Below are 23,693 nucleotides of genomic sequence, written 5' to 3' on the forward strand. Positions count from 1 at the left end.
TCTTTTGAAACAAAGAGTCGGAATTTTCCGACTTTTCGCTTAATTCACTTTATTTTATTCCATATTCATCCATCAGTTTTTCACGATATCCAGGATCGTCCAATGCCAGTTGCAAGTCAGCCATTCTGTCAGCTTCCAAAAGCTTCTTGGTTAATGATGCCATTCTATCACTTCCTTCTATTCTTCCTTCACTTTTTCCAGCTTTTAATCCATCATCGTACAACATCTGACCTAATCTTGTCATCGCAACAACCTCCTTTATCTCTTCCAAATCACTTTCCTGCAAAAACTTATCCGCCATTGTATATAATATCGCTACGGTCTTTTCTGCGGTTACTCTGGTATCCTGTTTTGCAAGCAATATCGCTGTTTTTATTGTATCTTTCCGATCTTGCTCGCTACTCATCAACGGTGTTAATGAGTTCAATATAATACGGACAGATATCCTCATACTCCCCATTTTTCAATCTGAATCCTCCCGGAATCACACCAAGTTGGTGAAATCCAACCCTCTCATAAAGATGTCTTGCATGAACATTGCTCGCCACAACTGCGTTAAACTGCAGTACACGGAAGCCATGTACTTTTCCCTGGGCTACGCAATCCTTTACCAGCTTTTCTCCAATATGAAGTCCGCGGCTGTCGCGGGATACGGCGTAGCTTGCATTGCAGATGTGTCCGCAGCGGCCTACATTGTTCGGGTGAAGAATATATAATCCAAGAACCTGTCCATTTTCCATATTCTCGGCTACCGCTGTATAAGTCTGCGCTGCGAAAAATTCCGCGCCGGTTTTCTCATCCAGACATTCTTCCTGTGGAAATGCCACGCCATCTTCCACAACCTCATTCCAGATGCGGATCATAGCTGGAAGATCTTTTTCCTCGTATTTTCTTACGATAATTTTGTTTTCCATAATGGTTCTCCTCAATTTCAGCTTATCTATCAGTGTACTCTTCTCTTTTTGTTGAAAAATCTGGCGAAGTTTTATTTCCATACATTGCAAATTACTTACCGTGAATGGAGTAACCGACAGCGACTCCTTATAGCAACATAAAAGACCACCACTTTATCTTATGATATATTTTGTACCTCTTCCTCTGCCCTCAACTGTTATAATGCCTTTTTGTCCCATACTCTTCAGCAACTGCGTTGTCTTGGATTTTCCAAAAGGAATATATGGTGCAATTTCACTAATTGATTTCATCAAATTCTTGCTCAAAATTTTATATACAATTCTTTCATCTTCCGTTAAGTCCACATCTTTTTCAAAATTCGGGAGTACAATCTTAATAGAATTTTCTGATACTTCAAAATCTGGTTTACTGAATCCATCTTCATATAGTTGTTTGATTCTCATAACTCCAGTTCCAAATATCTCAACAAACCCCAGCCGATAAAATACATTTGCAAGATTTCTATTTCTTAAAACAGATAATTTCCCAGCTAAATATTCCTCTTCTGTTATTCCAGATGGCAACCCGCCTGGAGAAACAATTTCTATCCTGTCATCAAACATTAAAATTCTGATTCTGGCCTCTATGTCCCAGGCTCTGTGGATCAACGCATTTGCAACCGCCTCTCTGAACGCAGCCTCTGGTATTTTTTCTACCTTTTTCCTGTCAGCCCCCTCAATTACTTCATATTGATAGTAATCTCTGAATATATCAATTGTCTTATCGTATACTTCAAGAATTGATATATTTTCAAAGGTTGCTCTCCTCTGAATAATGCTGATATTTTCGCCAAACTTCATAATGTCAATCCCTGGAAAATGGTTTTCGTCAGCCAGAAGACCTGCTGCATTATTATATCCATTCGTATTATTATATAAATTCAATGTTTTTAAAGTATCCTGATCAAAAGTCTCAAGCTGAATGCATTCTTTTAATTTATGATATAAGATTTCAAACGATAATTCCTGATCTTTGCACGGAAGCTCTTCAAATCTTATATTTTTCCCCTCCAGGATCAGTCTTGACAGTTCCAGCGTGTCTACTTCTATCGTAGCAGTATCGTTTCTTTTATACGCCTTGGATTTATACAAATAAGGCTTATGAACGCCACTTTTGACAACCAGTTTAATTATATGATCCTGCTGCACCTCAAGTGTATAGTCTGGTTGAGGGTAAATACTATCGTTAATTTTATTTTCAATATCCAGACATGATTGCTTTTCATCTGGTAACCCTTTGGCAACACCATTATCATCAACGCCAAAAAGAATCATGCCGCCATTGTAATTTGAAAAGGCACTAACAGTTTTCAAAAAAGTATTTGTGACAGTTTCTTTAAACTCCATTGTTCGTGTTTCCTTCATACGATTCAGCTCCTTTTCAATTATATTTCTATTATTATATGCAAAAACGCGCAAAAAAACAATCGTATTTTTTTACGATTGTTTTTTTGATTGATTTCAATTATTTCTATCATTATATCGAAGTAGCTTTATTGAGCCTCATCCCAGTAATCCTCCGCATCTCCATATTCGTCAAAATCATCTTCATGATCATAATAGAAATCCTCTGGATCATCATAATCATATACATCATATTCATCTTTTTTCTGTGACAATTTATTGTTGGAAGAGGATTTACTGCGTGACGAATATTTATTGGAAGAACTACTATAACTAGAAGAAGATTTCTGTACATATCGTATAAGGTCCGTAACTTTTCCATCCCGGCAGACTGCTCCATTTCTGTACGCGCCATCGCTTCCCTTCCACTTATACGTATTCTGCACTTTCACCTGTCCATTACTATCTCTGTAATTTTCTGACTCTTTTTTATCATAAAAACCCCAGATAGTACTTGTAATGTATTTCTCATCCATTCCTCTATACGGCTGATCTTGCTTGATTTTTTCTCGCTCTTTCTTTTCTTTCTCCTTCTTTAACCGCCGTTCTTCTGCTTCATTCTCCTTAGCTGCTGTTTCCCTGGCAATTTTCATTTCTTCTGCAAAATCTCCCGTATACATATCACCTTCATGAGGCAACTCCCACGTTATCCGATACTGCGTATGTATTGTTTCTCCATCGGCTACACTTTTACAATACTTTGCATAAACCAAAACATATTCCTTGTCCTTAAAGTTCTCTGGCAAATTCTCCAATAGCTCTACTGCGGTATTATAATCCTGCATCAGAATAGCATTCTCCGCCTTTTCATACTTCTCCAAATACTCCTCCTGCTGTCGTTGCAGTTCTTCCTGCTTACGTTTCTCTGCCTCAGCTTCCATATAAACTGAGGCACCTATAACTGTAAATAGCGCAGCGAGAATAAGAAATGGGGTAATAGGTATTCTCTTCATTTTGAAGTCTCCCTCAGTTTTAATAGAATTATTACACCGTAAATGGATATTACAATTACAGCCTCATATTGCTTTAAACGTTATCATAATTCATCTAGCAGCTTTATAATATGAGTATTCATTTTATCATATGAATTCCAATTTTCCTCTCTGATATTAATCTTCACTCGCGAACAAATGTATTTTATAAGCCACATAATTTCTGATACACTTTTTCCGGTCTGTTCTTTGACCCATTTCTCTGTCACAGATACAATATTATGAGCGGCAATATTTCGTGTGTTTTGTTCCACTGTAACCAACTCTCTTGCTCGTTGTTTCAATAAGTCATCAGAACACTTCGCTTCTATTAAATTAACTAATTGAATAGAATATACTGGTCCAAAATTAAACCGAGAAAAATCACCTTGCAAAAGCGGCAATATTTCACTACTTTCCAGTTTTCTCTGATTCCACTGCTTAGCAGAATTCTTTCCCTTATAATAATCCGAAATGTTCACTTCACAATATTGCTCAATTACAGATTCCATTAGATCAACACCCAAAGGCGTAAACGCTCGAATAAAATCCGCATATTCTCCTCTTTTTAGCTTCAAATCCAAAATTAAAGTATATTCAAAGAGGGAGCGTTTAACATCATCTGTTTTCACTGGCGTAACAATACCATTTCCCTTTGGAAGCGCTTTGTTCATTTTATTCCAATCTAATACCGATCTTGCCGCCGCTGCTTCTAGCCAGTTATAAATTTCTGGACTAATATCATCCTTTATATCTTTTCCCACTTCTAAAGCAGCACGATAATCATAAGAAAGCAAATGCTTTTTTATAATATCAATCTTTAACAAGCGCATTAAGTTCATACACTTTATTTCATGGCATCGATTTTCCGCCTCGCTTCTATTATCTTCGTTCAGTTCCCAGTTTGTTTCAACATCATAATCGTCTCTGTCTTCGTATTCCAGATTTCCTTTTTTCTTTGGTGTGGAAACCTGTATTGGAATAAATCTATATTCAGCTAATGTTGCCATAACCAGGAGAGCACTTTTCATTGCCGGTGTTCCCGATGCCATATTTACCAACAATATATCTTCGTTGTTCTTCTGTTTTTCAATTTCTCCTATAATTTTTCGAAATTCAGTAAAGAATACATCATATTGCTGAACGTCAATCATATCACTGTTTTCAATCACATGGACTTCAATGTTATGGTTGATTTTTTCACTCAATAACTCCACTGATCTTACATATCGATTATCTTTTTTATGATTCTCAATCATTTCTTTAGACAAATACAAATAAACAACATCTGGCTGGTAATGTCTACATATGTGCAGTAATGAACCATCATGAAAATACTTAATTGGATCCGTATTTCCTACTGGTGAAAATAAATACTTCTTTCCCATTTTCATTTTCCTCTATACTAAAATTATCTCTTCCTCAGAAACAGGCTCTATTCCCCAGGACTTGACTTTTCCCTTTCCTGTAATTTTGTAAACCCGCACACTATCCTCTCCATTTCGGTCAATGTATGCTGGAATCTGATCAATCAGCTTGTAATAATTTTTTTCTGAAAGCATTGCCTCAAATGCTGATTTTTGAACCCGTTTTCCATATCCTTCTAATAATTTGGCAAACTTGGTTCGACGCTTATTGTCAACAATATCATAAATTATCAAGATAAATTGACGGTCACTTTCCAGTTCATCTGTTATCTGAAAATAATATTCCTCATCATCGAATAACAATTGGTTCATACAAAGAAGCATCTCCCTTCTCAATTGCTTTGGTTAACTGCTCCATTTGCAATAAAATTCCACGACGAAAGCTTACAGGATAATCTACATATTTTAAATATCGAATTTCTGTCTGAAATTTACGTTCCAGTTTATTCAAATATAATTTTAATCCAGTCTTTGTTAAATAGCAACCTGGTTGCTCCAAGTTGAAAACAAAATCTTCTTTTGAAATTTCATGCCCATTTATCATGCTCATAACCGTTGCGTCCACAATAACAGCGCGCCACTCTTCCATCATATCACTTGCCAATGTGGGATGCTTTTCAGCATCTCTATGTATAAATCCGAAGTATGGATTTAACCCCTTCATTTCTATTTTACAGTATAATTCATTCATCAAAATAGAGTACCCTAAACTGATCATTGAATTAAATTCATCTTTTGGTGGGCGTCTACTTCTTCCGTTAAACTGAAATTCTCTCTCAATGCACTTTGAAAGACCTCTAAAATAGAACTTCGCAGCTTGCCCTTCATAGCCGATAATTTCTTCAATACGTCTGGAATTTTCTATTTTTCCTCTGCATATACTTAACATTTTTTGTTCTTCCTCAAGACGTATATTTCGACTTTTTTCATATCTTCTCAATACAACACTCTGATTTTTAATCTTTGCGCTTAAAATTCTTTTTCCAAGTTCTACCGCGAATTCTGTGTCATATAGTGCACTTTGCATTCTTTGTCTTCCAGCGTTTATATGGCTTGTAGACATTACACGACCAAAGTATACCCCACCTTTTGAAAAATAGACGACCGGAATTCCTCTTTTCAGACATTCTTCGGTACATTTTGCCGTCATCTGTGATTGCCCCATAATAGTGATACCCTCTAGAGATTCAATAGGAATCAATTTTTTCAAACCATCTTTATAATTTACTACACATTTATTTGCTTCATAACCAATCTGAGCTCCATTTTCATTAACATAAAGTAATCCCATTGTGTTCCCCCTTTGTTTTTCTCGTCCCCTATTGGGGGCTTATATTTCTCAATAACACGCCAAAAGACAATCAGAGAATTGTAGACGAATGGTTTTCGTCCCCTACCGGGGACTTATATTTCTCAATAGTAAAAAAGATTTCGTTGGAGAATTACAAGAAGTGTTTCCGTCCCCTACCGGGGACTTATATTTCTCAATTCCTTTTGAAACTCCGTACACAGCAAAGACTAGATTTCCGTCCCCTACCGGGGACTTATATTTCTCAATGGCATTCGGCATTCTGTACTTTGAAAATGGCATACGGGTTTCCGTCCCCTACCGGGGACTTATATTTCTCAATTGTTCCGGTTTTAACTTCGCACGCGGGTTTGAATCCGTTTCCGTCCCCTACCGGGGACTTATATTTCTCAATTGTTCATGTAAAATCCGAAATCACTGATTTTCCATCATTTCCGTCCCCTACCGGGGACTTATATTTCTCAATACCATCTCCGCAATTCCTTGTAAACACTGACTGTATTACGCAATTTGCGTGGGAAATGATTTTTCAGAAATATAAGTTTATTTTTCATTATAAGAAACTCTCCAAATGCCTATTTTATGCGGTGCGCGGGAAAACTAATATATTTTGAATTTACATTGCCCCATCATATAAGTTTTCCCACAATATTTCGTACATTTTAGGACATGAGGAGAAACTCCCAGTCTGCAATCTTTGTAATGCTTATGTTCCTTTGGCACGTAAGTTTTATCAAAAATATCCTGCACAGCTTGAACTCCTTCTCTTTCTCCTAACAGAGAATATATCACAGTTTTTGAGACAAATCCACTTCCGCCACCAAGAAATACCGTTTCATCAAACATCTGATCTGCAATAGGATATTTGCTCTGAAATACACTATAGTAAAATTGATAAAATTTTTTTACTGCTTCCATAATTTTCTCACTTGTAATCTGATTGATTGATTCGTCAACTTTCATACTCGTCTTTATCACAGTTCCTGGCTTGACACATTCACGAAGCAGATTTAGTGTTTTGCTGCTACCATCGATATGATATTCCCATTTCTGACAAAGTATCATATCTTCATTGCTCAGTGGTTTACTGTCACTGATTATAATTCCTGACATAATATCATTCACTGCATCTTTGCTTTTTTCTGTTCTATTTAATTTATGAAATGCTTTTTCTTCAATTCCCCCTATATTTTTTTGTAAAATATTTCTATTTCTAATCGGTCCATCCAATTCCATTTTTATCTTCTGGACATCTTGTTTATAGTACAGTGGATTTTTCATAATATCTGCTGCAAGTAAAATTGTACGAAGCATTCCCTTTATTGAACTGCCAGGAATATATGGATTTCCATAAGGATCTCGCATGAAATTCATAATTTGCATGCGCCCTTTTTCCATCTGAATATCTCCTACATTTATTTTATACTTCATACAGCACTTGATTTCATCCAGAGAAATTCGATTTCTTTCAACCCAATGCTTCAAATCTTCTCTTCCATCTACAACCATAAATTTTTCAAACTCAATTTCCAAGTGCTTTTTCTTGGCTAACATATACAACTTATCAATATCTATAATACCAACTGTATTTCTATTCAAAAAAAGATATTCCTTTTTCTGAATTTCCATGCCACTTCCGACATAAACAGGTCCGCATACCTCTAATTCTAACTGATATGTTTTTAATACTCTTTTCATATGTCTACCCCCAGAAAAAGTGCTTTCTCATATCTGAATATAGGGTGTGTTCCACGATTCTTTTCTGTTATCACAGTTCCTTTAAATACTTGCTGAAAACAAGATCCCGGTATAAAAACATATCTTTCCTGTTTTCTCATCTGTTGTTCTGCATATTTTTCCGAATCTATAAAGCCCCCTCGCTTTAACAGACTATAATAGGCACAATCAAGAATCTTCTCCAGCTCCATATCTGCTGCCATCGCAGTAGAAAGCAATATATTTATTTTTCCAGCTTTTTGTAATTTTTTTTCTAAATTTGTAGAAATTTCACTTTCCTGATATTCAAAGCGCCCTAATCCTGTGCTCTTCTTTCCTCCAACTCCAGTATACGATAAACTTTCTAATAATTCTTCAAACAAATTTTTCACTTTTTCATCCTGAAAACCAACTATAATATATAGCCCGTTTCCATCATTGAAATAAAAAGCATTTACTCTATATGGCTCTGGATCCTCATTGCCACTGATTCCAACAGATACTCTCATTCCTGATTTTCCTAGATTATGGAGTAAATCCATTTGATCTAACGGAAAATCTCCATTTATGTATTCTTCCAAAAGCTCTACTGGAATATATTTCATATTTTTAATCAACTTTTTTTCTCTCGAATCTCCACGCGAAGCTGAACTTTTTCGTTCAATTTTTAACATTGGTTTTGGAATAAAATATTCCTTTCCAATATAGGGAAATCCATCTGAAAATAATAACCTATCATTTTCTACAAATTCCAAAAATAAATTTTCCTTATTTAATTTTAATGCTTCCTGATAAAGAGCCGAAAAAAGAGTATCTGCATGAAATGATATATCTGTACTGTCGAGATTCCCATGTCCAAATCGTACTCCATTAAAGAATTCCAAACGATAACTTGTGTAATTCAATGTTTTCTCCTTTCAGAATTCACTCCTGAATTGCTTGTGATAATATCTTATTACACTGCGCCAATAATTCTTCACTTACCTCACCTACAACAGTTTCCGCAATTATATTCTCAAATGCAATTTTCCCATATCCCCGTGAACCACTTCCTCCAATATAATCGTATTGAAGCAAGCGCATACCCTCTGCCAGCGTTTCCACATCTTCTATCATTTCTTTTTCATCTTCCACTTCGTATATTAAATCTAACTCAAAAATAGAACCTCGAACAGCTCTCTCTATTTGTCTTGGGTTTGCTACTGCAGTAAGTCTGGAAATCGAATTCTCAAATTTCACCTCGGTCATACTCTGCAGACCTGCTCGTCTTAATTCTCCTTCATTCGCCAATACCATATCTGAAAATAACAGCCTGCTTCGCTTTACGTTTCCCTTCTTAGCTGAACCAAATAAACGTACAATTCTTTCATGATCATTATCTGGATCCTGAAGACTTTCATTAAATTCCTTAGCAAGTAAACTCCTCATTTTGCCTTTTAAAGAACTTCCAGGAAGCAATGGAAGATTTGATCTTACATCCCTTACTATTGGAGAATCAACTGCTCCAATTGCCGCAAAAGCACTGCTTCCTCCAATATGCATACCGGTTTTCACTAAAATATCCCCATTAATTCTAATTTTTGCGTACATAATGCTCCCCCTTTACTGTTCTTTTCCACCATAGTACTTATGAAATGCAATAAGAGCTTCCATATATCGACTAAAAAGCAAATAGTTCTTTTTACTTGCACCAATTTCTTTCAAACATTCAATTATTTCAGCCTTTTTTATAAACTTTTCTACCTTGTGCTCATTATCACGCCCACATTCATACATAACCCGAACTCTTAAATATTCTATTCTTCCTAGCAGTTCATCATCAAGCCTCTCCGACGGATAAAGTAATACCTGATTATATATATCAGCTGTCATTGCCAGAAGATTTCGAAGTTTAGAGGTCGTTACAATATTTACACGCCCTCTGTTCTTCACCTTTGATTCTTCTGCCAGATCCGAAATTACTTTTTCAGCCTTATCGACATAATTTTTCTCATTTATTCGCATATTAATGAGCCCCCTTCTCTCTGTGCATATAAGCATATAGATTTATTGCTGTTTTCAATTCTCTACAGTCTTTTTCAGATTGCACCCATTGATACATTTTTCTGGAAAACTTGCGATATTTTTCTTTCTTTTCACCTTCTTTATCTGGCTCCAAGCGAGACAGAAGATAGACAAATCTTGCAAAGTTAATTTTCTCCTTCTGATTTCGGATCAGTTCCAGCATGCGGTATAAGAATGACATTCCTCTTTCATCTGATTCTCCAAGAAAATCTTGAATTACATCATATTTTTCTCCAAGAACACTCTTATATAATTCTTCCCACCGATAAGTACCATCGCATATTTCAAGTTCATTAATCAAATGCGTCTCACCATCATCCATAAACGTCACAGAATCTTTTTCAGGCATTCTTTTTGACTCCGCTTCCATTTCCCCAGTTTCATTCGCAATGGCACCTATCGGATATGTACATTCATAAATTCCAATTCCAGACGATATTGACAAGGTTCCTTGCGTGTATTTTTTAAATTTTTCCTGTAAATCAATTGATAGCTCGATTACCTCATTCCACGCACCTACAATAAATACGTCATCTCCACCTGAATATACAATAGTTGCATTTCTTTCTGTCAACTTCTTTTCTCCATCAATATGATACTCTCCATTTTTTAAAATTGAACGAATATAATATTTAAAGAAAATTGATAACTGCCTTGAAAGTGCTGCTGTTCTTGACAATGTCGCATATTTTCCAGCAAATCCAGCAACAAAAGTCTGTCCTAAATTATCCACATCAGCTCTCAAAACACCAATACGTTTAATTCCTTCTGCCTTTTGCGCAAATTTTTCAAATGTATCCCCAGTAGTGTAATCTCCTACCCAAAGCTTTGTGGCAATATGTTTTCCAGTATACATCTGATTTTTTGCATATACCCTTACGAAATATGAATCTTTTTCCATACGTTTTGATAACGTTTTTTCATCATCTGCAAGAAGTAAATATCCCCCTGGAAGCGGAAGACCATCCGCTTCTCCTTCTAATACGACAGAAAAGAAATCACTATACAATACATTATTGGATAATTTCTGTATTTTACTGCATAATGGACATAGTCCATCTTCGCTTACTTTCCCAACATGCTTACATACTTTACATTCTTTCGTATAATCATCAGCCTTTTGGCTATTTAACCAAATAATTTCGTCCGCTTCATATCGATGCATTTTTTCCGCTGACAGTTTTTCTCCCACCCCGCGAAACATTTCAGAATAACTTCCCTCAGGAATATTCCTCAGAGAATTAGCACTACATTTGACATATCCACATGCAACGAACAGTTCATTTTGAAAATGCTTTAGGAACCATAACTTTAACTCTTTTTTCCAATCTTCCAATTTATGTAGCGTATCTTCCGTATTTGCCAATAAAAGATAACAATGTCCGCCACCAGAATACAATAAATTCGCTCTGGATAATTCTAATTTTTCAAGAAGCGTATCAATAATGTGCTCCATCATTATTTCTAAATAAAAAGAACGTGCTCTTAATGTACGTAATGCATTTTGGGAAGTAATTGTATAAATAAAATTCTGAATACCTGAAATATCTAAAGAGCAAAGTAAAAAAGCCTGTCTGTCATAAAATTCTTTCTCTTTCGTGAAAAGTTCATCCTTACAATTCTTTTTTCCAGCATTTAAATAATCATAAATGCAACTGGCTACTGCTGCTGTAAATTTTACATGATCAAATAATGAAATATCTGCCAGCTCCGCCTTTGCTGTAGATGACGGTACATATGACAAATTTGCCTCCATTACAGCCAACAGGGAATTCACATATTCATCATTCCAGTCTATTCCTCGAAGATTATCCGTTATTCTCTGACGGATTTTTATATAAAATGTCTGTGAAAAGTTTTTCTTCTCTTCTGACGGATAATTGATTCCACTTTCCGGATCCATGTCTCCCGGTTGATAATAATATTCTTGTTTATTTCCATTTAAAATATTAAAAATGCTTTGAAGTGGAACCGCGATTTCAAATCCTTTGTCATCGACATTTTCTTTTTCTCTTCTATCTGCAAATGCCGCGATATTATCAGCTATATATGTTATATACGCCAGGTTATCATCTTCAAGATTTGCACTCTTTAATAGCAGTGCATGATGATATTTAACACAATCCAAAATTTCCTTTTCTTTTATGTCAGCTTCTTCTTTTAAGTAATCATATCCACTTACGCTGTGGTTTCTTTTGTCACCACCTTCTCTGTAGATTACTTTTCCAATATCATGTAAAAGGCTTCCTATAATCAGCTTCGCTTTTCGATCATTCATCCTTTTTCCCTCCGCATCTTATAGCTCCCATTCCCATTCCAGTTTTTATTCCCACTCCTGAAAATTCCCCGAAATGAAAAAGAAGCCTTATATATCTTGCTATAGTCTCTGAACCTTTCACTTTAATTCCAATTTTTCCAACAAACCCAGTCACGTTTATTTTTTCCAATGGAAATGGTATTGTTTGTAAACGATAATTTACGACTTCACTGCTCCTGCACAGTTCCTCTAAAGTGTCTTTATCTTCCATTGTCATCTGCTGTGAAAATGCACTATATTTACGCATTAAGCTTCCATATATCAGACTTAAATCCGGATAAAAAATATAATTTCCATCATGCTTAAATGCTGTAGGTGTTAAAAAATATACCTCAAAATACCTAGAGCATTTCTTGTCATAAAACTCATCCAATAGAGTTTTCGCTTCCATCATTTGTATTGTTTTTTTCTCAGGAACAATTGTAATTCCTCGTTTTCTTAGTGTAATCTCTTTCAGCTCGGACATTGGAAGTATAATATTCTTATATGCTTCATCTGTAATAGTCTTTATATGCCAAACTACACCGTTCTCTTCTTTTGACACATATTGACTATACGGATTAAGCTGATTTCCATGAAGAATTCCCGCATACTCCGTGCTTATATTCTCCATAATGACACCTTGTAAATTTGAAGATTGCTGAAAATTTATTTCTGTTTTTCCAAACTCCATGCATAATTCTACATACATGTTTCATTCTCCGTTAAAATAATTATCATTTTGGTCAAGTATGCAAATATTATAATACAAACGCACTATAAAATCATTGTTTTTTTGCATTTTTTGTATATTTTTATATTATTTAAAGTGTCTAATCTATTATCTTGCAAAAACATGACACAAAAAACCGTTACCTATGTCTGCTCAAAACATAAATAACGGTTATGCCTACTTTGATTTTTTCACTCTCCAATATTCCAACATTTTTCAGTCTTCTATCTTTCATTCATTACTATTAAACAAAGAGCCGGATCACTCCGACTCTTCGCTCGTTTCAGCATATAAAATTTTTACAACCGCTTATTTCTCCAGCATATAATCCTTAATCACATCATGGTCTCTCAGCACCTTCTCCACCAAGGTTCCCTTGATTGCTTTCAGTAAAGGTTTTTTCACCAGATTCAGCGGTCCAGGAAGCTCAATTTCAAGTGGTGATCTGCCATCCATGAGTTTTACGCTGGCGTCAAGGAGTTCTCGCACGTCGTATACGCTGCCCCATACTTCCGGAACGCCACGGTCTACGCCCATAAGTCCGTATACAGCTTCCATTGCGGTACGAACAGAATATTCTGTAGTGAATATAGTGTCTCTTGGAGTCTCAGCGAACTGGCCAAGGAATGCGAAGTTCACACAGCCATCCGGGATTACGTCCGGTCTGTCGCCTTTGGCTCTTGGCATAAAGAATGCAGTGATGTAAGGCATCATGGTCGGTACGCAGACTGCGCTGTTTTCAGCCAGATCCTCGATCTGATCAGTCGGTACACCCATATGGTACAGCCACTCTTCCGTGATTTCTTTACCGGTACACTCTTTCATCGGTTTCTTTACATAATCGCCAGGTACATCTGTGAAGAGACCGTATACCCAGACGCAAACCTTATCTTTGTCCTGATCCTTGAACTGACCCTGACGGTTGATGGTCCAGCTTAACAGCCAGCTGGAATCCTGACAGCTTACAATACCGCCGGTAACAACCTTTCCGCTCTTCGGATCTCGCTTGCAGATGTCGGTAATATAAGGAATGATCTTGTCATCCAGTGTGGTAACAGTTGCAGATTCCCAGTTAGTCTTCGCGATATCAGAACAGAATTTCTCCGGATGTCCGAAGGACGGATCCTGTTTTGCAATATTTTTCCAAAGGCTCCAGCAACCGCTTGTACGAACCTCAGCATCTCCGTTTGGAGCGTGGTTCTGGTCACCGTAGATGGTTCCCTCTGTACAGCTTCCGTTGGTAACAAATACATAGTCATTCTCAGTAAGAAGGATTCCCTTCTCAACACCCTTTACCTTGCACTCAATAGCAGTTGCCACTTTTTTACCATCGTGAATATCGAAGATTACATTGGTAACCTCTGTGTTGAACTGGAAGTCAACACCTGCATCCTCCAGATATTTCTTCATTGGAAGGATCAGGGACTCATACTGATTGTATTTGGTGAATTTCAGAGCACTGAAATCCGGAAGTCCGCCGATATGATGGATGAAACGCTGGATATAAAGCTTCATCTCCAGTGCGCTGTGCCAGTTTTCGAATGCAAACATGGTTCTCCAGTATAACCAGAATGTGGAATTCAGAACCTCGTCATCGAATACATCCTCAATGGTCTTGTCATAAAGATCCTCGTCCTTTGTAAAGAACAGCTTCATGATTTCCATGCAGCCCTTCTGGCTCAGGTTAAATTTGCCATCTGTGTGAGCGTCTTGGCCCTGATTTACAGTAGCACGGCAAAGAGAATAGTTCGGATCATGTTTGTTCAGCCAGTAGTACTCATCCAGTACAGAGGCGCCTGGTTTTTCCAGGGAAGGAATGCTGTGGAAAAGATCCCAGAGACATTCGAAGTGATTCTCCATCTCACGGCCGCCTCGCATGACGTATCCTCTCATCGGATCGAAGATACCATCACATGCACCGCCTGCAATGTCCATCGCTTCCAGGATGTGAATGTGGTCACCAGGCATCTGCGCGTCTCTTACAAGGAAGCAAGCTGCTGCCAGAGCCGCAAGTCCGCTTCCTACCAGATATGCATGCTTGTCATCTACGCCTTCCGGTTTCTCTGGGCGGGCAAATGCTTCGTAGTTACCGTTTGTATAATAAATGCCCTTGCTGTTTTTCTCATTTTTGCCACGCTCTGTATTGCGGTAATTCGGGTCTACGTGTGCTTCTATGATCTGTTTCTCTTCGCGGCTCTTGTTTGCCAGAACTGCTGCTCCTGCACCTGCTGCAGCAAGTGCTGCCATACCTAATACGGAATGTTTTTTCTTTGACATAAAAATTACCACCTTTCTGAAATTTGCCGTTACATTATTTCCGGCTATCTGTGTTTATTCTTGTTTTAACTTTTCGAATCAGCTTCTAAGCTTTCTCAGTTTTGTTTCCTAACCTTCAGATAAAAAGCTTTTATTTGACTAATTCGAAATTCTGCTGCCTTTTATTTAGTATTTCCTGTTTCTGAGTGTATTCTACGTCAAAAAATAATTTTCCTCAATTTACAAAACAAGACGGATGACAAAAAACTTATCATCCGCCTTACTTTGTAAAGTTGATTTCGAAAACTTTATGTCCCGCCCTTTCAGGATTAAAGCTGCTATGCCATAGTTATCCCTTATTTTCCGGATAAACTTAATCTTTATTGCCCTTCCTTCTCCATATTCCGCAGAGAATTCCCAATATTTCCATGCATGGTCACGCAGACCATATTCGCGATTTCTTCTGGGGCTTCCTTCATTCCTCTCTTGATCCAATCAAGCATAACACCTACGAAACTGTATTTGTAAAAATCCGCAATAAATTTCTTCTGTTCCTCTGTAACCCTCAGATTCTCGCTCTGCTCTTCCACCACTCCTTCGATCAGCTGATAGGTCAAGCTGTACAGATAATTTTCCACCTGCTCTCGTTTCACAGAGCGATACACGTTCAAGATAAATGGTTTATTTTCCAAAACAGCCTCAAAAATCTGCTGAAGCCCTTCCTGCCAGGTGTCGTAAGTCTTTTTTCCCTGCAAAGCCCGGGAAGCGTCCTCAATACAGGACCATTCTACCAGGTCATAAATATCTTTAAAATGATAGTAAAAAGCCATTCGGCTGATTCCGCAGTCTGCGGTCAGATCGCTGATAGTAATCTTGTCCAGAGGCTTCTGAAGGAGAAATTTCTTCAGAGATTCTTCCAGTGCATTTTTTGTGATATTGTTCATTCAGATGTGCTCCTCCTGATAATATTTATTTTGCAGTATGGCATCAGGCAATACATGAGGCCTGTACAATTTCTAGAGCGTGTTTGAAAAAGGCTTTCTGCAAGATGTGCGTCACAATCTGCAGACTCTAAGGATTTTATAAAGCCTTTTTGGATTTTTGTCAACAGGAGCACTATGAAAAAAAGCATCTTTCACACCATTTTCGCAAAAATGCATGGAAAAAGCCCCCTTTCGCGGAGGGCACATCAAGTGCTTTTCCAGGCATCACAATTTGTGGGAGAACATCCTCCACTTTACAAAAAAACGCTCAATGCTACAATATTCCCCAGATATTTGACAAAAAAAACCCCTGTGGGGGAATACATAAGGAGAACACCATGGAATTAAAGCTTGAAAACGGACGTCCCGCAGATACCACGGGCAGACTTGAAAAAGAGATACGTACTTATGATTTTCTTGATGCACTTCAGGTGCCTTATCAGAGGATTGACCATGAAACTCTGATGACCATTGAAGCTTGTAAAGATGTGGATAAAGTGCTTGATGCAGTAATCTGCAAAAACCTGTTTCTCTGCAACCGCCAGGAAACGAACTTCTATCTGCTGCTCCTGCCAGGCGACAAGAAGTTTAAGACAAAGGAAGTATCTTCCCAGCTTGGCGTTGCCAGACTTTCCTTCGGCAATGAAACTTATATGGAGAAATTCCTTGATATTACACCTGGTTCTGTCAGTATACTTGGACTTATGAACGATAAGGAAAATCATGTGCAGCTGCTTATTGATGAAGACCTCCTGAAGGAACCTTACATCGGCTGTCACCCTTGTATTAACACCTCCAGCCTGAAAATTAATATGAAAGATATGATGGAAAAAATTATTCCGGCTATGAAACATGAACCGATTTTTGTGAAATTGGGACAGGAAGAATAAAATTGCAATTAACTAATTTGTATGTTACCCTTTCTTCCATTATGCCCAAAATAAAACAGACAGATACACATTTCAATCATGTACCCGCCTGTCTCATTTTAGTCTTTATTCAATTTTTATTTGCTCTTCCGCTCCTTTACCAGTGCAAATACACTCTGAAGTACAATGAAGAAGCACAGCAGGATTGCTGTTACAATGTTGGACCAGGAGCTGATCAGTTTTCCATTGGTTTTAACCAAAGTAGAAATCGTACCATTGATCAATACACCAAATAAGGAACCAAGTACATTTCCTACACCACCGGTAAGAAGTGTACCACCGATGACTGCGGAGGAAATAGCGTCCATTTCAAGGCCGGTTGCCTGGGTGGTAGTACCTGCCATGGTATTCAGACAGTAGCAGATTCCGCCGATGGAAGTAAGGAAACTGGAAAGAATATATGCTTTCATCTGTGTTTTCTTAACATCAAGTCCCATCAGGGTTGCAGACTGCTGATTGCCGCCTACTGCGTAAATACTGCGGCCGAAGCGTGTGTATTTCAGCATCAGATAAATAGCAAGAATTACGATCAATGCAACTACAACAGTTACACGAAGGTATGGAAACTGCATGATTCCCTTTTTGTTCAGATACCCTCCAAATGGAAGGGAAATCTTAAAGCTGGAAAGAGTGGTAAAAATCTTGTCAGAAACAATACTTACCTGCTCTTTACAGATCACGGCTGTCATACCTCTGGCAAAGAACATTCCTGCCATAGTAACGATGAAAGGCTGGATTTCCAGATAGGAAATACAGAAGCCCTGAACAATACCAAATATAATGCCAATTGCAAGAATCAGAAGCATAAGTACCGGGCTGGACCATCCCCACTGCTCAATTCCCACTGCCAGGATCATACAGTCCATAGCAACCAGGGAACCTACGGAAATATCAATACCGCCAGTAAGCATAACGCATGTCATGCCAGCTGTGATGCAGATCAGACCTGCATTGTTGATCAGGATGTTCAGAAATGTCTGGAAACGGGTAAAGCCTTTGTCCGCATATACGATACATCCTGCAGCATACATTACAAAGAATAATACAATGGTGATCAGCAGCAACAGGTTATTGCTGTTTATTTTTTTCTTTTTCATGCCCGAGCTGCCTCCTTTCCGGATTTCTTTGTCAGCTTCTTAAAGAAGGCTTTGGCTGGCTCAGCCTGAATTACTACGATAATAATAACTACGATTGCCTTAAATACCGGTGCCTGTGCAGAAGAAACACCAAGTGCATACAGAGTTGTGGTAATCGCCTGGATGGTGTACGCTCCAATGATGGAACCTGCCAGGGAAAACTTACCGCCGCCAAGGCTGTTGCCGCCAAGTGCTACAGAAAGAATTGCATCCAGCTCCATGTTCAGACCGATGTTATTGGTATCTGCTGAATAGATTCTGGAGGTTGCAACCATACCTGCAAGACCTGCACAAAGACCGCAGATTGCATAGCACATAAGGATGATCTTTGCGGAATTAAAGCCTGCGATACGGGAAGCTTTTTTGTTAATACCAACACTCTGGATGTAAGTTCCAAGTGCTGTGTAGCGAAGTACAATAGAAGCAATTGCCACACACACAGCAGCCACAATGATCGGTGTAGGAATGATTCCGCAGTAAGCGCCAAGCTTCTGGAAAGAAGGAACTCGAACATAAACGATCTGGCTGTTGCAAAGAAGAAGTCCTACTGCTCGGCCTGCCGACCATAGGATCAGGGTGGCGACCATAGGCTGAATATTCATATAGGCAACCAGAAATCCATTAAAAACGCCACAGATCAAAGTGACAAGAAGTCCGGCTCCAATGCCAACCAGCAGCGGATGCGCATATTCCTGCACATTTACATTTCCATATCCTGCAAGGATCATACAGCAGACACCTGCGTAAAGACTCATTACGGAACCAACGGAAATATCAGTACCACCAGAAGCAGATACAACAAGTGTCATACCGATTGCCAGTATGGCGATTTCACTTCCACGGTTCAGGATGTCGATCAGACGTCCGTAAAGTACATCATTCTTAATGGAAATCATAAAGAAGGAAAGCGGTGCACTTCCTGTTGCAATATCATATACTACGTTGATCAGCATGACCAGGATCATACTGAAAACCGGAAGGAACAGACGTTTCTGCGCCAGTTTTTTGAAATTACCCATTACTGCTCACCTCCTGCGATTGCTTTCATTACGTTCATCTGGTTCATATCTGCCTCATCAATCTCTCCAACCTTCTGACCGTCACGGAGAACTGCCATACGGTTACAGGTACGGAGCATTTCCTCAATCTCAGAGGAAATGAAGATCAGACTCTTTCCTTCATCTGCAAGCTTCAGAACCAGCTTCTGGATCTCTGTCTTGGTACCGATATCGATTCCTCGGGTAGGCTCGTCCAGAATCAGAAAATCCGGGTTTGTTGCAAGCCATCTTGCAAGGATAACCTTCTGCTGGTTTCCACCGGAAAGCTGTTTGATCAAGGTCTCACGGCTTGCACATTTGATCTGGAGAAGATCAATATACTTGTCTGCAATCTCACACTGTTTTGCCATAGGGATCTTTTTCAGAATGCCCTGTTTTGCCTGAATTGCAAGGATGATATTTTCTCTTACGGACAAATCTGCAACAATTCCTTCCGCTTTACGGTCATCAGGAAGAAGTCCCATTCCAAGATGCATGGCATCAATAGGATTTTTCACCTTAACTTCCTTACCTTTTACTTTCAAAGTACCAGTCTGGGCGCGGTCAGCACCGTAAATAGTACGTGCCAGTTCGCTTCGTCCGCTTCCAAGAAGTCCGGTAAGACCGATAACCTCTCCTTTGTGGATATCAAGGTCAAATGGTTTGATGGTTCCTGCATGGCTTAAGCCACGGGCTTCGATTACCATCGGTTCTTTTCTCTTATCTCCTGTGATCTCCGGTTTAATGGAAGCAAGATCGTCGAAATCTTTTCCCATCATAGCGGCTACCAGCTTCACTCTCGGAAGATCTGCGATCTCATACTCGCCAACCAGCTGACCATTTCGAAGAACGGTAATTCCGTCACATACTGCATAAACCTGTTCCAGGAAATGGGTAACAAATATGATTCCTACACCTTTCTCCTTCAGTCTGCGCATCATGGTAAAAAGCTTTTCTACTTCACGGTCATCCAGTGAAGATGTGGGCTCATCCAGAATAAGCACCTTACAGTCCATATCTACAGCACGGGCAATTGCGATCATCTGCTGCAATGCCAGTGAATATTCTTCAAGATTACGTGTTACATCAACGTCAAGCTCCAGCTGTTTCATAAGGGCAGCTGCCTGACGGTTCATTGCCTTTCGGTTGACCGTTCCAAGCTTTGTCAGCGGCTCGCGGCCTATGTAAAGATTCTCTGCCACCGAAAGGTTTGGACAGAGGTTTACTTCCTGATATACAGTAGAAATGCCCTTCTTCTGGGCGTCCATGGTATCTTTATTTACGATGGGATGATCAAATCCTTCCAGATAAATCTCTCCAGCCTCAAATTTATTTACGCCGGTCAGGCACTTGATCAATGTGGATTTACCCGCGCCATTCTCTCCCATCAGTGCTCGGATTTCACCTTTTTTCAATGTCAGATCCACGCCTTCCAGTGCTTTTACACCTGGGAATGTCATGCAGATTCCCTGCATTTTCAATACTACTCCTGCCTCCAACGCGATTCCTCCCTTCCCGTTATCAACTTCATTTTTCATTCTCCTCGTTATCGCGTTATTTGCCATAGGTTCCTCTGTTCTGCGGCTCATAACCTCGCGAAAATTAAGGGGAAGAAAATCCGCCTTGGGACTTTCCTCCCCTATTTGTTCATCTTTATCGTTTTTCAGCTGCTTGCTGATAACCAATTTCGATGTTTACGGATTGTTTCACAGCTCTGCTGTTTTCACACTCTCCGATTGATTTTTCTGATTAGTAAGCACGTCCAGCCAGAACTTCATCAGTCATAGTTGTTGCATATTCGCTCTCGATTCCAGGTGCTACGAATGCCTGATCCTCAACAAGTGTTGTCTTCTCAAATTCTTCGCCTGCCTGCATTTTCTCGATTACGCCCTTAACAACTTCAGCCTGGATCGGGTTACACTCAACATCACAGTTGATCTTTCCATCTAATGTATACTGAAGTCCATCATGTGTTGCATCGAAGGAAATAAGAGTTACATCGCCATCAACACCGTAGGTGATACCTGCTGCATCCATTGCATCCATTGCGCCGTATGCTTCGTTATCGTTCTGGCAGACAACTACATTGAACTGTCCCTCATAGGATTTGATGAAGGATTCCATAACTTCCTGACCACCAGCCTGTGTAAAATCACCGGACTGAGAATCAAGAATCTTCCAGTTATCATGCTCGCCAGCTACCTGATTGAATCCTTCTGTACGTCCAAGTGCTGCGGAAGCTCCTACGGAACCTTCGATTACAAGAATGTTAGCGTCTTTATCGCCAAGGTACTCAGCTAACCAGTTACCAGCTGTAATACCTTCGTTTGTTGTGTTTGTTCCAACCCATGCATCATATAAATCGTCGCTTGCTTCGATTTCACGGTCTGCGATGATTACAGGGATTCCAGCATCCTGTGCTTCCTGAAGGACGGTGTCCCAGCCAGCGGACTGGATCGGAGCGATTACGATGTAATCCATATCTTTACTAATGAATGTACGAACTGCTTCAAGCTGTGCAGCATTGTCATTGTCGCAGTCTACAAGATCAAGGCTGTATCCGGCATCTTCTGAGAAAACATCCTGATAGTTCTGGGTGTTTGCTGTACGCCAGTCTGATTCATGTCCAACCTGAGCGTATCCAACTGTTACCAGATCGTCAGCGTAAACCGGCATAGCCATCATGCTGAGTGTTGCTGCTGCGAGTGCCATAACTGCTAATTTCTTTTTCATAGTGATTATTCCTCTCTTTCTTTTAGAAAAAATACTTTTGCAGGTCGCGCCTGCCATTGGTTTCTCGTTCAACACTGATCCGTTTGCTGTCTTAGCTTTCCGTCCGTTCTTTGAATCCGTGTTCTTCTTGATGTCTATAATTTAGCGAAAATCAACATAAATTTCAATATTGTTTTCCCGTCTTTTGGTTGTTTCGTCAGTTCAAACAATACAAATTTGTTGGTTTTCATAGTGAAATACAGACAAATTTATATTATAATGAATTTCAGGCAGGAAAAGGGGTGATATTTTATGATTTCTCATTTAGAAAGTTTGTTTTCTTATGATTTTGTGAAAAATATTACACCTTTTTCTATGTTTTTCGATTTGGCAAACTGTCTAAGCTGGAAAAAAAAGGTTTGATCATTTGAAAAAAGGTATAATATTTTGGGTTTTAGAAGTGAAAAAGCAGAAGATTTATTGGGAAATCATAAATAATTCATGTGAAAATTTTATGAAATAACTATCCCAGCAAAATAAAAAAACCAGAGTGGCGCGACAGATTGCAGGAATGCTTTTTCAAACACGCTCTAACCTAAGAAAGAGGAACTAAAATATATGGCGATCAAATATAAATGGCTGGTTGAACAGCTAAGAGAAATCATTTCAGATTCTATTCAAAAGGGAATCAACAAGCTTCCCACCGAACAGGAGCTGGCTGTCAGATACCGTGTCAGCCGACAAACGGTCCGGGCTGCGCTGGCGGTTCTTGAAGATGAGCGGGAAATCCGCCGCATTAAAGGGAGCGGAGCTTACATTACCGGACTTTCCAGCCTGGAAGACCGGAATATAGTTGGAATTCTGATTCCCGATGAACAGCAATATGAATATCCTGCACTGATAAATGATATTCGTGTGGCGCTGGCTGCGGAGGGATTTTCCTGCAAGGTTTACCCCACTCACAATCATGTGGACCAGGAACGGCAAATCCTTCAGTTTCTTTTGAAAAGTCCGCTGCGGGCACTTATTGTGGAGCCTGTAAAAAGCGCCTTACCATCACCTAATACAGAGCTTTATCAAAGGCTGATACAAAGGGGAACTTCCATTTTGTTCCTGGAATGTGCTTATCCCCAGTTGTCTCAGATTCCAGTAATCTATGAAGATAATCTATATGGGGCTGGTCTTCTGGTGCAAAGTCTTGTGGAAAAAGGCCACTCTTCTATCGCCGGTATTTTCCAGATGGACGATCAGCGGGGACTTGAACGCTACCAGGGATTTCTGGATGCTATGCAAAATCAGGGGCTGACTGTACCAGACCGCAACATCTGCTGGTACACCACACAGGAACTGGATGATTTCCGTCAGAGCCAGGATATCAGCTTCCTAAAAAAATTTCTAGAACGGATCACCCCCGACTGCACTGCGTTTATTTGTGAGGATGACTTTATTGCATGGCTGTTATGGGAAGAGCTGTCGCTTGGACAGGAGAAAAAGATAGCAACTCATGCTTCCCTTTCATCCTCTCTTCAAAGCACTGGATTCAAGACTACTTCCGCCGACCATAGTTTCGAAACCACAATAGCACTAGCCGCCTTCAATACCAGCTACCTTACCACATCTGGTCTGCTCCGCGCCACAACACTGACACACCAGACACACCAGCCTGGTACTCTGGCCGCCCAAATGAGCATAAACAAATTAAAAGGACTCCCTGTCTCTTCGCAGGAAGTCCCATGGCAGTTATCACTGCCGAAATCACATAATTAA

23 protein-coding genes and 1 CRISPR repeat array are annotated in these 23,693 nt (G+C 39.2%); of the genes, 3 read left to right on the plus strand and 20 right to left on the minus strand.

Annotated features, from left to right (window positions below; genetic code table 11):
- Positions 1–49 precede the first annotated feature (49 nt).
- The 16 genes from AB5706_RS08090 to AB5706_RS08165 all read right to left on the minus strand — a co-directional run bounded on the left by AB5706_RS08090 (position 50) and on the right by AB5706_RS08165 (position 16,261).
- Positions 50–244 carry a hypothetical protein gene (locus tag AB5706_RS08090; protein WP_195478264.1) on the minus strand — a complete coding sequence of 65 codons (195 nt, stop codon included), beginning with the start codon at positions 242–244 and terminating at the stop codon, positions 50–52.
- Positions 245–398: 154 nt separating this feature from the next.
- Positions 399–914 (minus strand): N-acetyltransferase family protein, encoded by a 516-nt coding sequence (locus tag AB5706_RS08095; RefSeq protein WP_368365983.1) that lies wholly within the window; start codon positions 912–914, stop codon positions 399–401.
- Between the two features lie 153 nt (positions 915–1,067).
- Entirely contained in the window at positions 1,068–2,318 is a 1,251-nt protein-coding gene (locus AB5706_RS08100; RefSeq protein WP_195983069.1) for an ATP-binding protein, read from the minus strand.
- A 128-nt stretch (positions 2,319–2,446) separates the two neighbouring features.
- Positions 2,447–3,310, minus strand: coding sequence for a hypothetical protein (locus AB5706_RS08105; protein ID WP_173718036.1), 864 nt, complete (start codon positions 3,308–3,310; stop codon positions 2,447–2,449).
- Between the two features lie 83 nt (positions 3,311–3,393).
- Positions 3,394–4,716, minus strand: a complete 1,323-nt coding sequence (gene csm6 / locus AB5706_RS08110; RefSeq protein ID WP_173718035.1) for a type III-A CRISPR-associated CARF protein Csm6 — start codon at positions 4,714–4,716, stop codon at positions 3,394–3,396.
- A gap of 12 nt (positions 4,717–4,728) precedes the next feature.
- Positions 4,729–5,067 carry a CRISPR-associated endonuclease Cas2 gene (gene cas2 / locus AB5706_RS08115; RefSeq protein ID WP_173718034.1) on the minus strand — a complete coding sequence of 113 codons (339 nt, stop codon included), beginning with the start codon at positions 5,065–5,067 and terminating at the stop codon, positions 4,729–4,731.
- Positions 5,045–6,046 (minus strand): CRISPR-associated endonuclease Cas1, encoded by a 1,002-nt coding sequence (gene cas1 / locus AB5706_RS08120; RefSeq protein WP_173718033.1) that lies wholly within the window; start codon positions 6,044–6,046, stop codon positions 5,045–5,047. Before cas1 ends, cas2 begins: the two co-directional genes overlap by 23 nt.
- Positions 6,047–6,064: 18 nt before the next feature.
- A CRISPR array of direct repeats spans positions 6,065–6,530; the repeat unit is 35 nt; unit sequence TTTCCGTCCCCTACCGGGGACTTATATTTCTCAAT.
- Between the two features lie 134 nt (positions 6,531–6,664).
- Complete coding sequence (csm5, locus tag AB5706_RS08125; protein WP_173718032.1) at positions 6,665–7,762, minus strand: type III-A CRISPR-associated RAMP protein Csm5; 1,098 nt, start codon at positions 7,760–7,762, stop codon at positions 6,665–6,667.
- On the minus strand, positions 7,759–8,685 hold the full coding sequence (gene csm4 / locus AB5706_RS08130) for a type III-A CRISPR-associated RAMP protein Csm4 (protein WP_173718031.1): 927 nt from the start codon (positions 8,683–8,685) through the stop codon (positions 7,759–7,761). The genes csm5 and csm4 overlap by 4 nt, the downstream gene beginning before the upstream one ends.
- A gap of 19 nt (positions 8,686–8,704) precedes the next feature.
- Entirely contained in the window at positions 8,705–9,370 is a 666-nt protein-coding gene (gene csm3 / locus AB5706_RS08135; RefSeq protein WP_173718030.1) for a type III-A CRISPR-associated RAMP protein Csm3, read from the minus strand.
- 12 nt (positions 9,371–9,382) lie between these two features.
- Positions 9,383–9,784 carry a type III-A CRISPR-associated protein Csm2 gene (csm2, locus tag AB5706_RS08140; RefSeq protein ID WP_173718029.1) on the minus strand — a complete coding sequence of 134 codons (402 nt, stop codon included), beginning with the start codon at positions 9,782–9,784 and terminating at the stop codon, positions 9,383–9,385.
- 1 nt (position 9,785) lies between these two features.
- The gene (cas10, locus tag AB5706_RS08145) at positions 9,786–12,122 is read right to left on the minus strand and encodes a type III-A CRISPR-associated protein Cas10/Csm1 (protein ID WP_173718028.1); all 2,337 of its coding nucleotides are present in this window, start codon (positions 12,120–12,122) and stop codon (positions 9,786–9,788) included.
- Positions 12,115–12,852, minus strand: coding sequence for a CRISPR-associated endoribonuclease Cas6 (gene cas6 / locus AB5706_RS08150; protein WP_173718027.1), 738 nt, complete (start codon positions 12,850–12,852; stop codon positions 12,115–12,117). Before cas6 ends, cas10 begins: the two co-directional genes overlap by 8 nt.
- A gap of 330 nt (positions 12,853–13,182) precedes the next feature.
- Positions 13,183–15,150, minus strand: coding sequence for an oleate hydratase (locus tag AB5706_RS08155; protein WP_368361448.1), 1,968 nt, complete (start codon positions 15,148–15,150; stop codon positions 13,183–13,185).
- Between the two features lie 359 nt (positions 15,151–15,509).
- Positions 15,510–16,073 carry a TetR/AcrR family transcriptional regulator gene (locus AB5706_RS08160; RefSeq protein ID WP_173770590.1) on the minus strand — a complete coding sequence of 188 codons (564 nt, stop codon included), beginning with the start codon at positions 16,071–16,073 and terminating at the stop codon, positions 15,510–15,512.
- The gene (locus AB5706_RS08165) at positions 16,070–16,261 is read right to left on the minus strand and encodes a DUF6783 domain-containing protein (protein WP_368356801.1); all 192 of its coding nucleotides are present in this window, start codon (positions 16,259–16,261) and stop codon (positions 16,070–16,072) included. Before AB5706_RS08165 ends, AB5706_RS08160 begins: the two co-directional genes overlap by 4 nt.
- Between AB5706_RS08165 and AB5706_RS08170 the strand changes: the two genes are divergently transcribed.
- On the plus strand, positions 16,248–16,460 hold the full coding sequence (locus AB5706_RS08170) for a hypothetical protein (RefSeq protein ID WP_173770589.1): 213 nt from the start codon (positions 16,248–16,250) through the stop codon (positions 16,458–16,460). The two genes, AB5706_RS08165 and AB5706_RS08170, sit on opposite strands and share 14 nt — an antisense overlap.
- Positions 16,451–17,002, plus strand: coding sequence for a prolyl-tRNA synthetase associated domain-containing protein (locus AB5706_RS08175; protein ID WP_118577811.1), 552 nt, complete (start codon positions 16,451–16,453; stop codon positions 17,000–17,002). The genes AB5706_RS08170 and AB5706_RS08175 overlap by 10 nt, the downstream gene beginning before the upstream one ends.
- 116 nt (positions 17,003–17,118) lie before the next feature.
- On the opposite strand, the gene AB5706_RS08180 is transcribed toward AB5706_RS08175, so the two are convergent.
- The 4 genes from AB5706_RS08180 to AB5706_RS08195 form a co-directional block, all read right to left on the minus strand.
- On the minus strand, positions 17,119–18,138 hold the full coding sequence (locus AB5706_RS08180; RefSeq protein ID WP_148461387.1) for an ABC transporter permease subunit: 1,020 nt from the start codon (positions 18,136–18,138) through the stop codon (positions 17,119–17,121).
- A complete protein-coding gene (locus tag AB5706_RS08185) occupies positions 18,135–19,196 on the minus strand; it encodes an ABC transporter permease (RefSeq protein WP_148461386.1) in 1,062 nt (353 codons plus the stop codon). The genes AB5706_RS08180 and AB5706_RS08185 overlap by 4 nt, the downstream gene beginning before the upstream one ends.
- The gene (locus AB5706_RS08190) at positions 19,196–20,752 is read right to left on the minus strand and encodes a sugar ABC transporter ATP-binding protein (protein WP_330602619.1); all 1,557 of its coding nucleotides are present in this window, start codon (positions 20,750–20,752) and stop codon (positions 19,196–19,198) included. Before AB5706_RS08190 ends, AB5706_RS08185 begins: the two co-directional genes overlap by 1 nt.
- Before the next feature lie 211 nt (positions 20,753–20,963).
- Positions 20,964–21,947 (minus strand): ABC transporter substrate-binding protein, encoded by a 984-nt coding sequence (locus AB5706_RS08195; protein ID WP_148461385.1) that lies wholly within the window; start codon positions 21,945–21,947, stop codon positions 20,964–20,966.
- A 597-nt stretch (positions 21,948–22,544) separates the two neighbouring features.
- On the opposite strand from AB5706_RS08195, the gene AB5706_RS08200 reads away from it, so the two are divergent.
- Positions 22,545–23,693, plus strand: coding sequence for a GntR family transcriptional regulator (locus AB5706_RS08200; RefSeq protein WP_227200107.1), 1,149 nt, complete (start codon positions 22,545–22,547; stop codon positions 23,691–23,693).

This window comes from Ruminococcus sp. RTP21484sp1_RTP21277st1_D2_RTP21277_210401, from assembly GCF_040924225.1.
GTDB lineage: Bacteria > Bacillota > Clostridia > Lachnospirales > Lachnospiraceae > Blautia_A > Blautia_A faecis.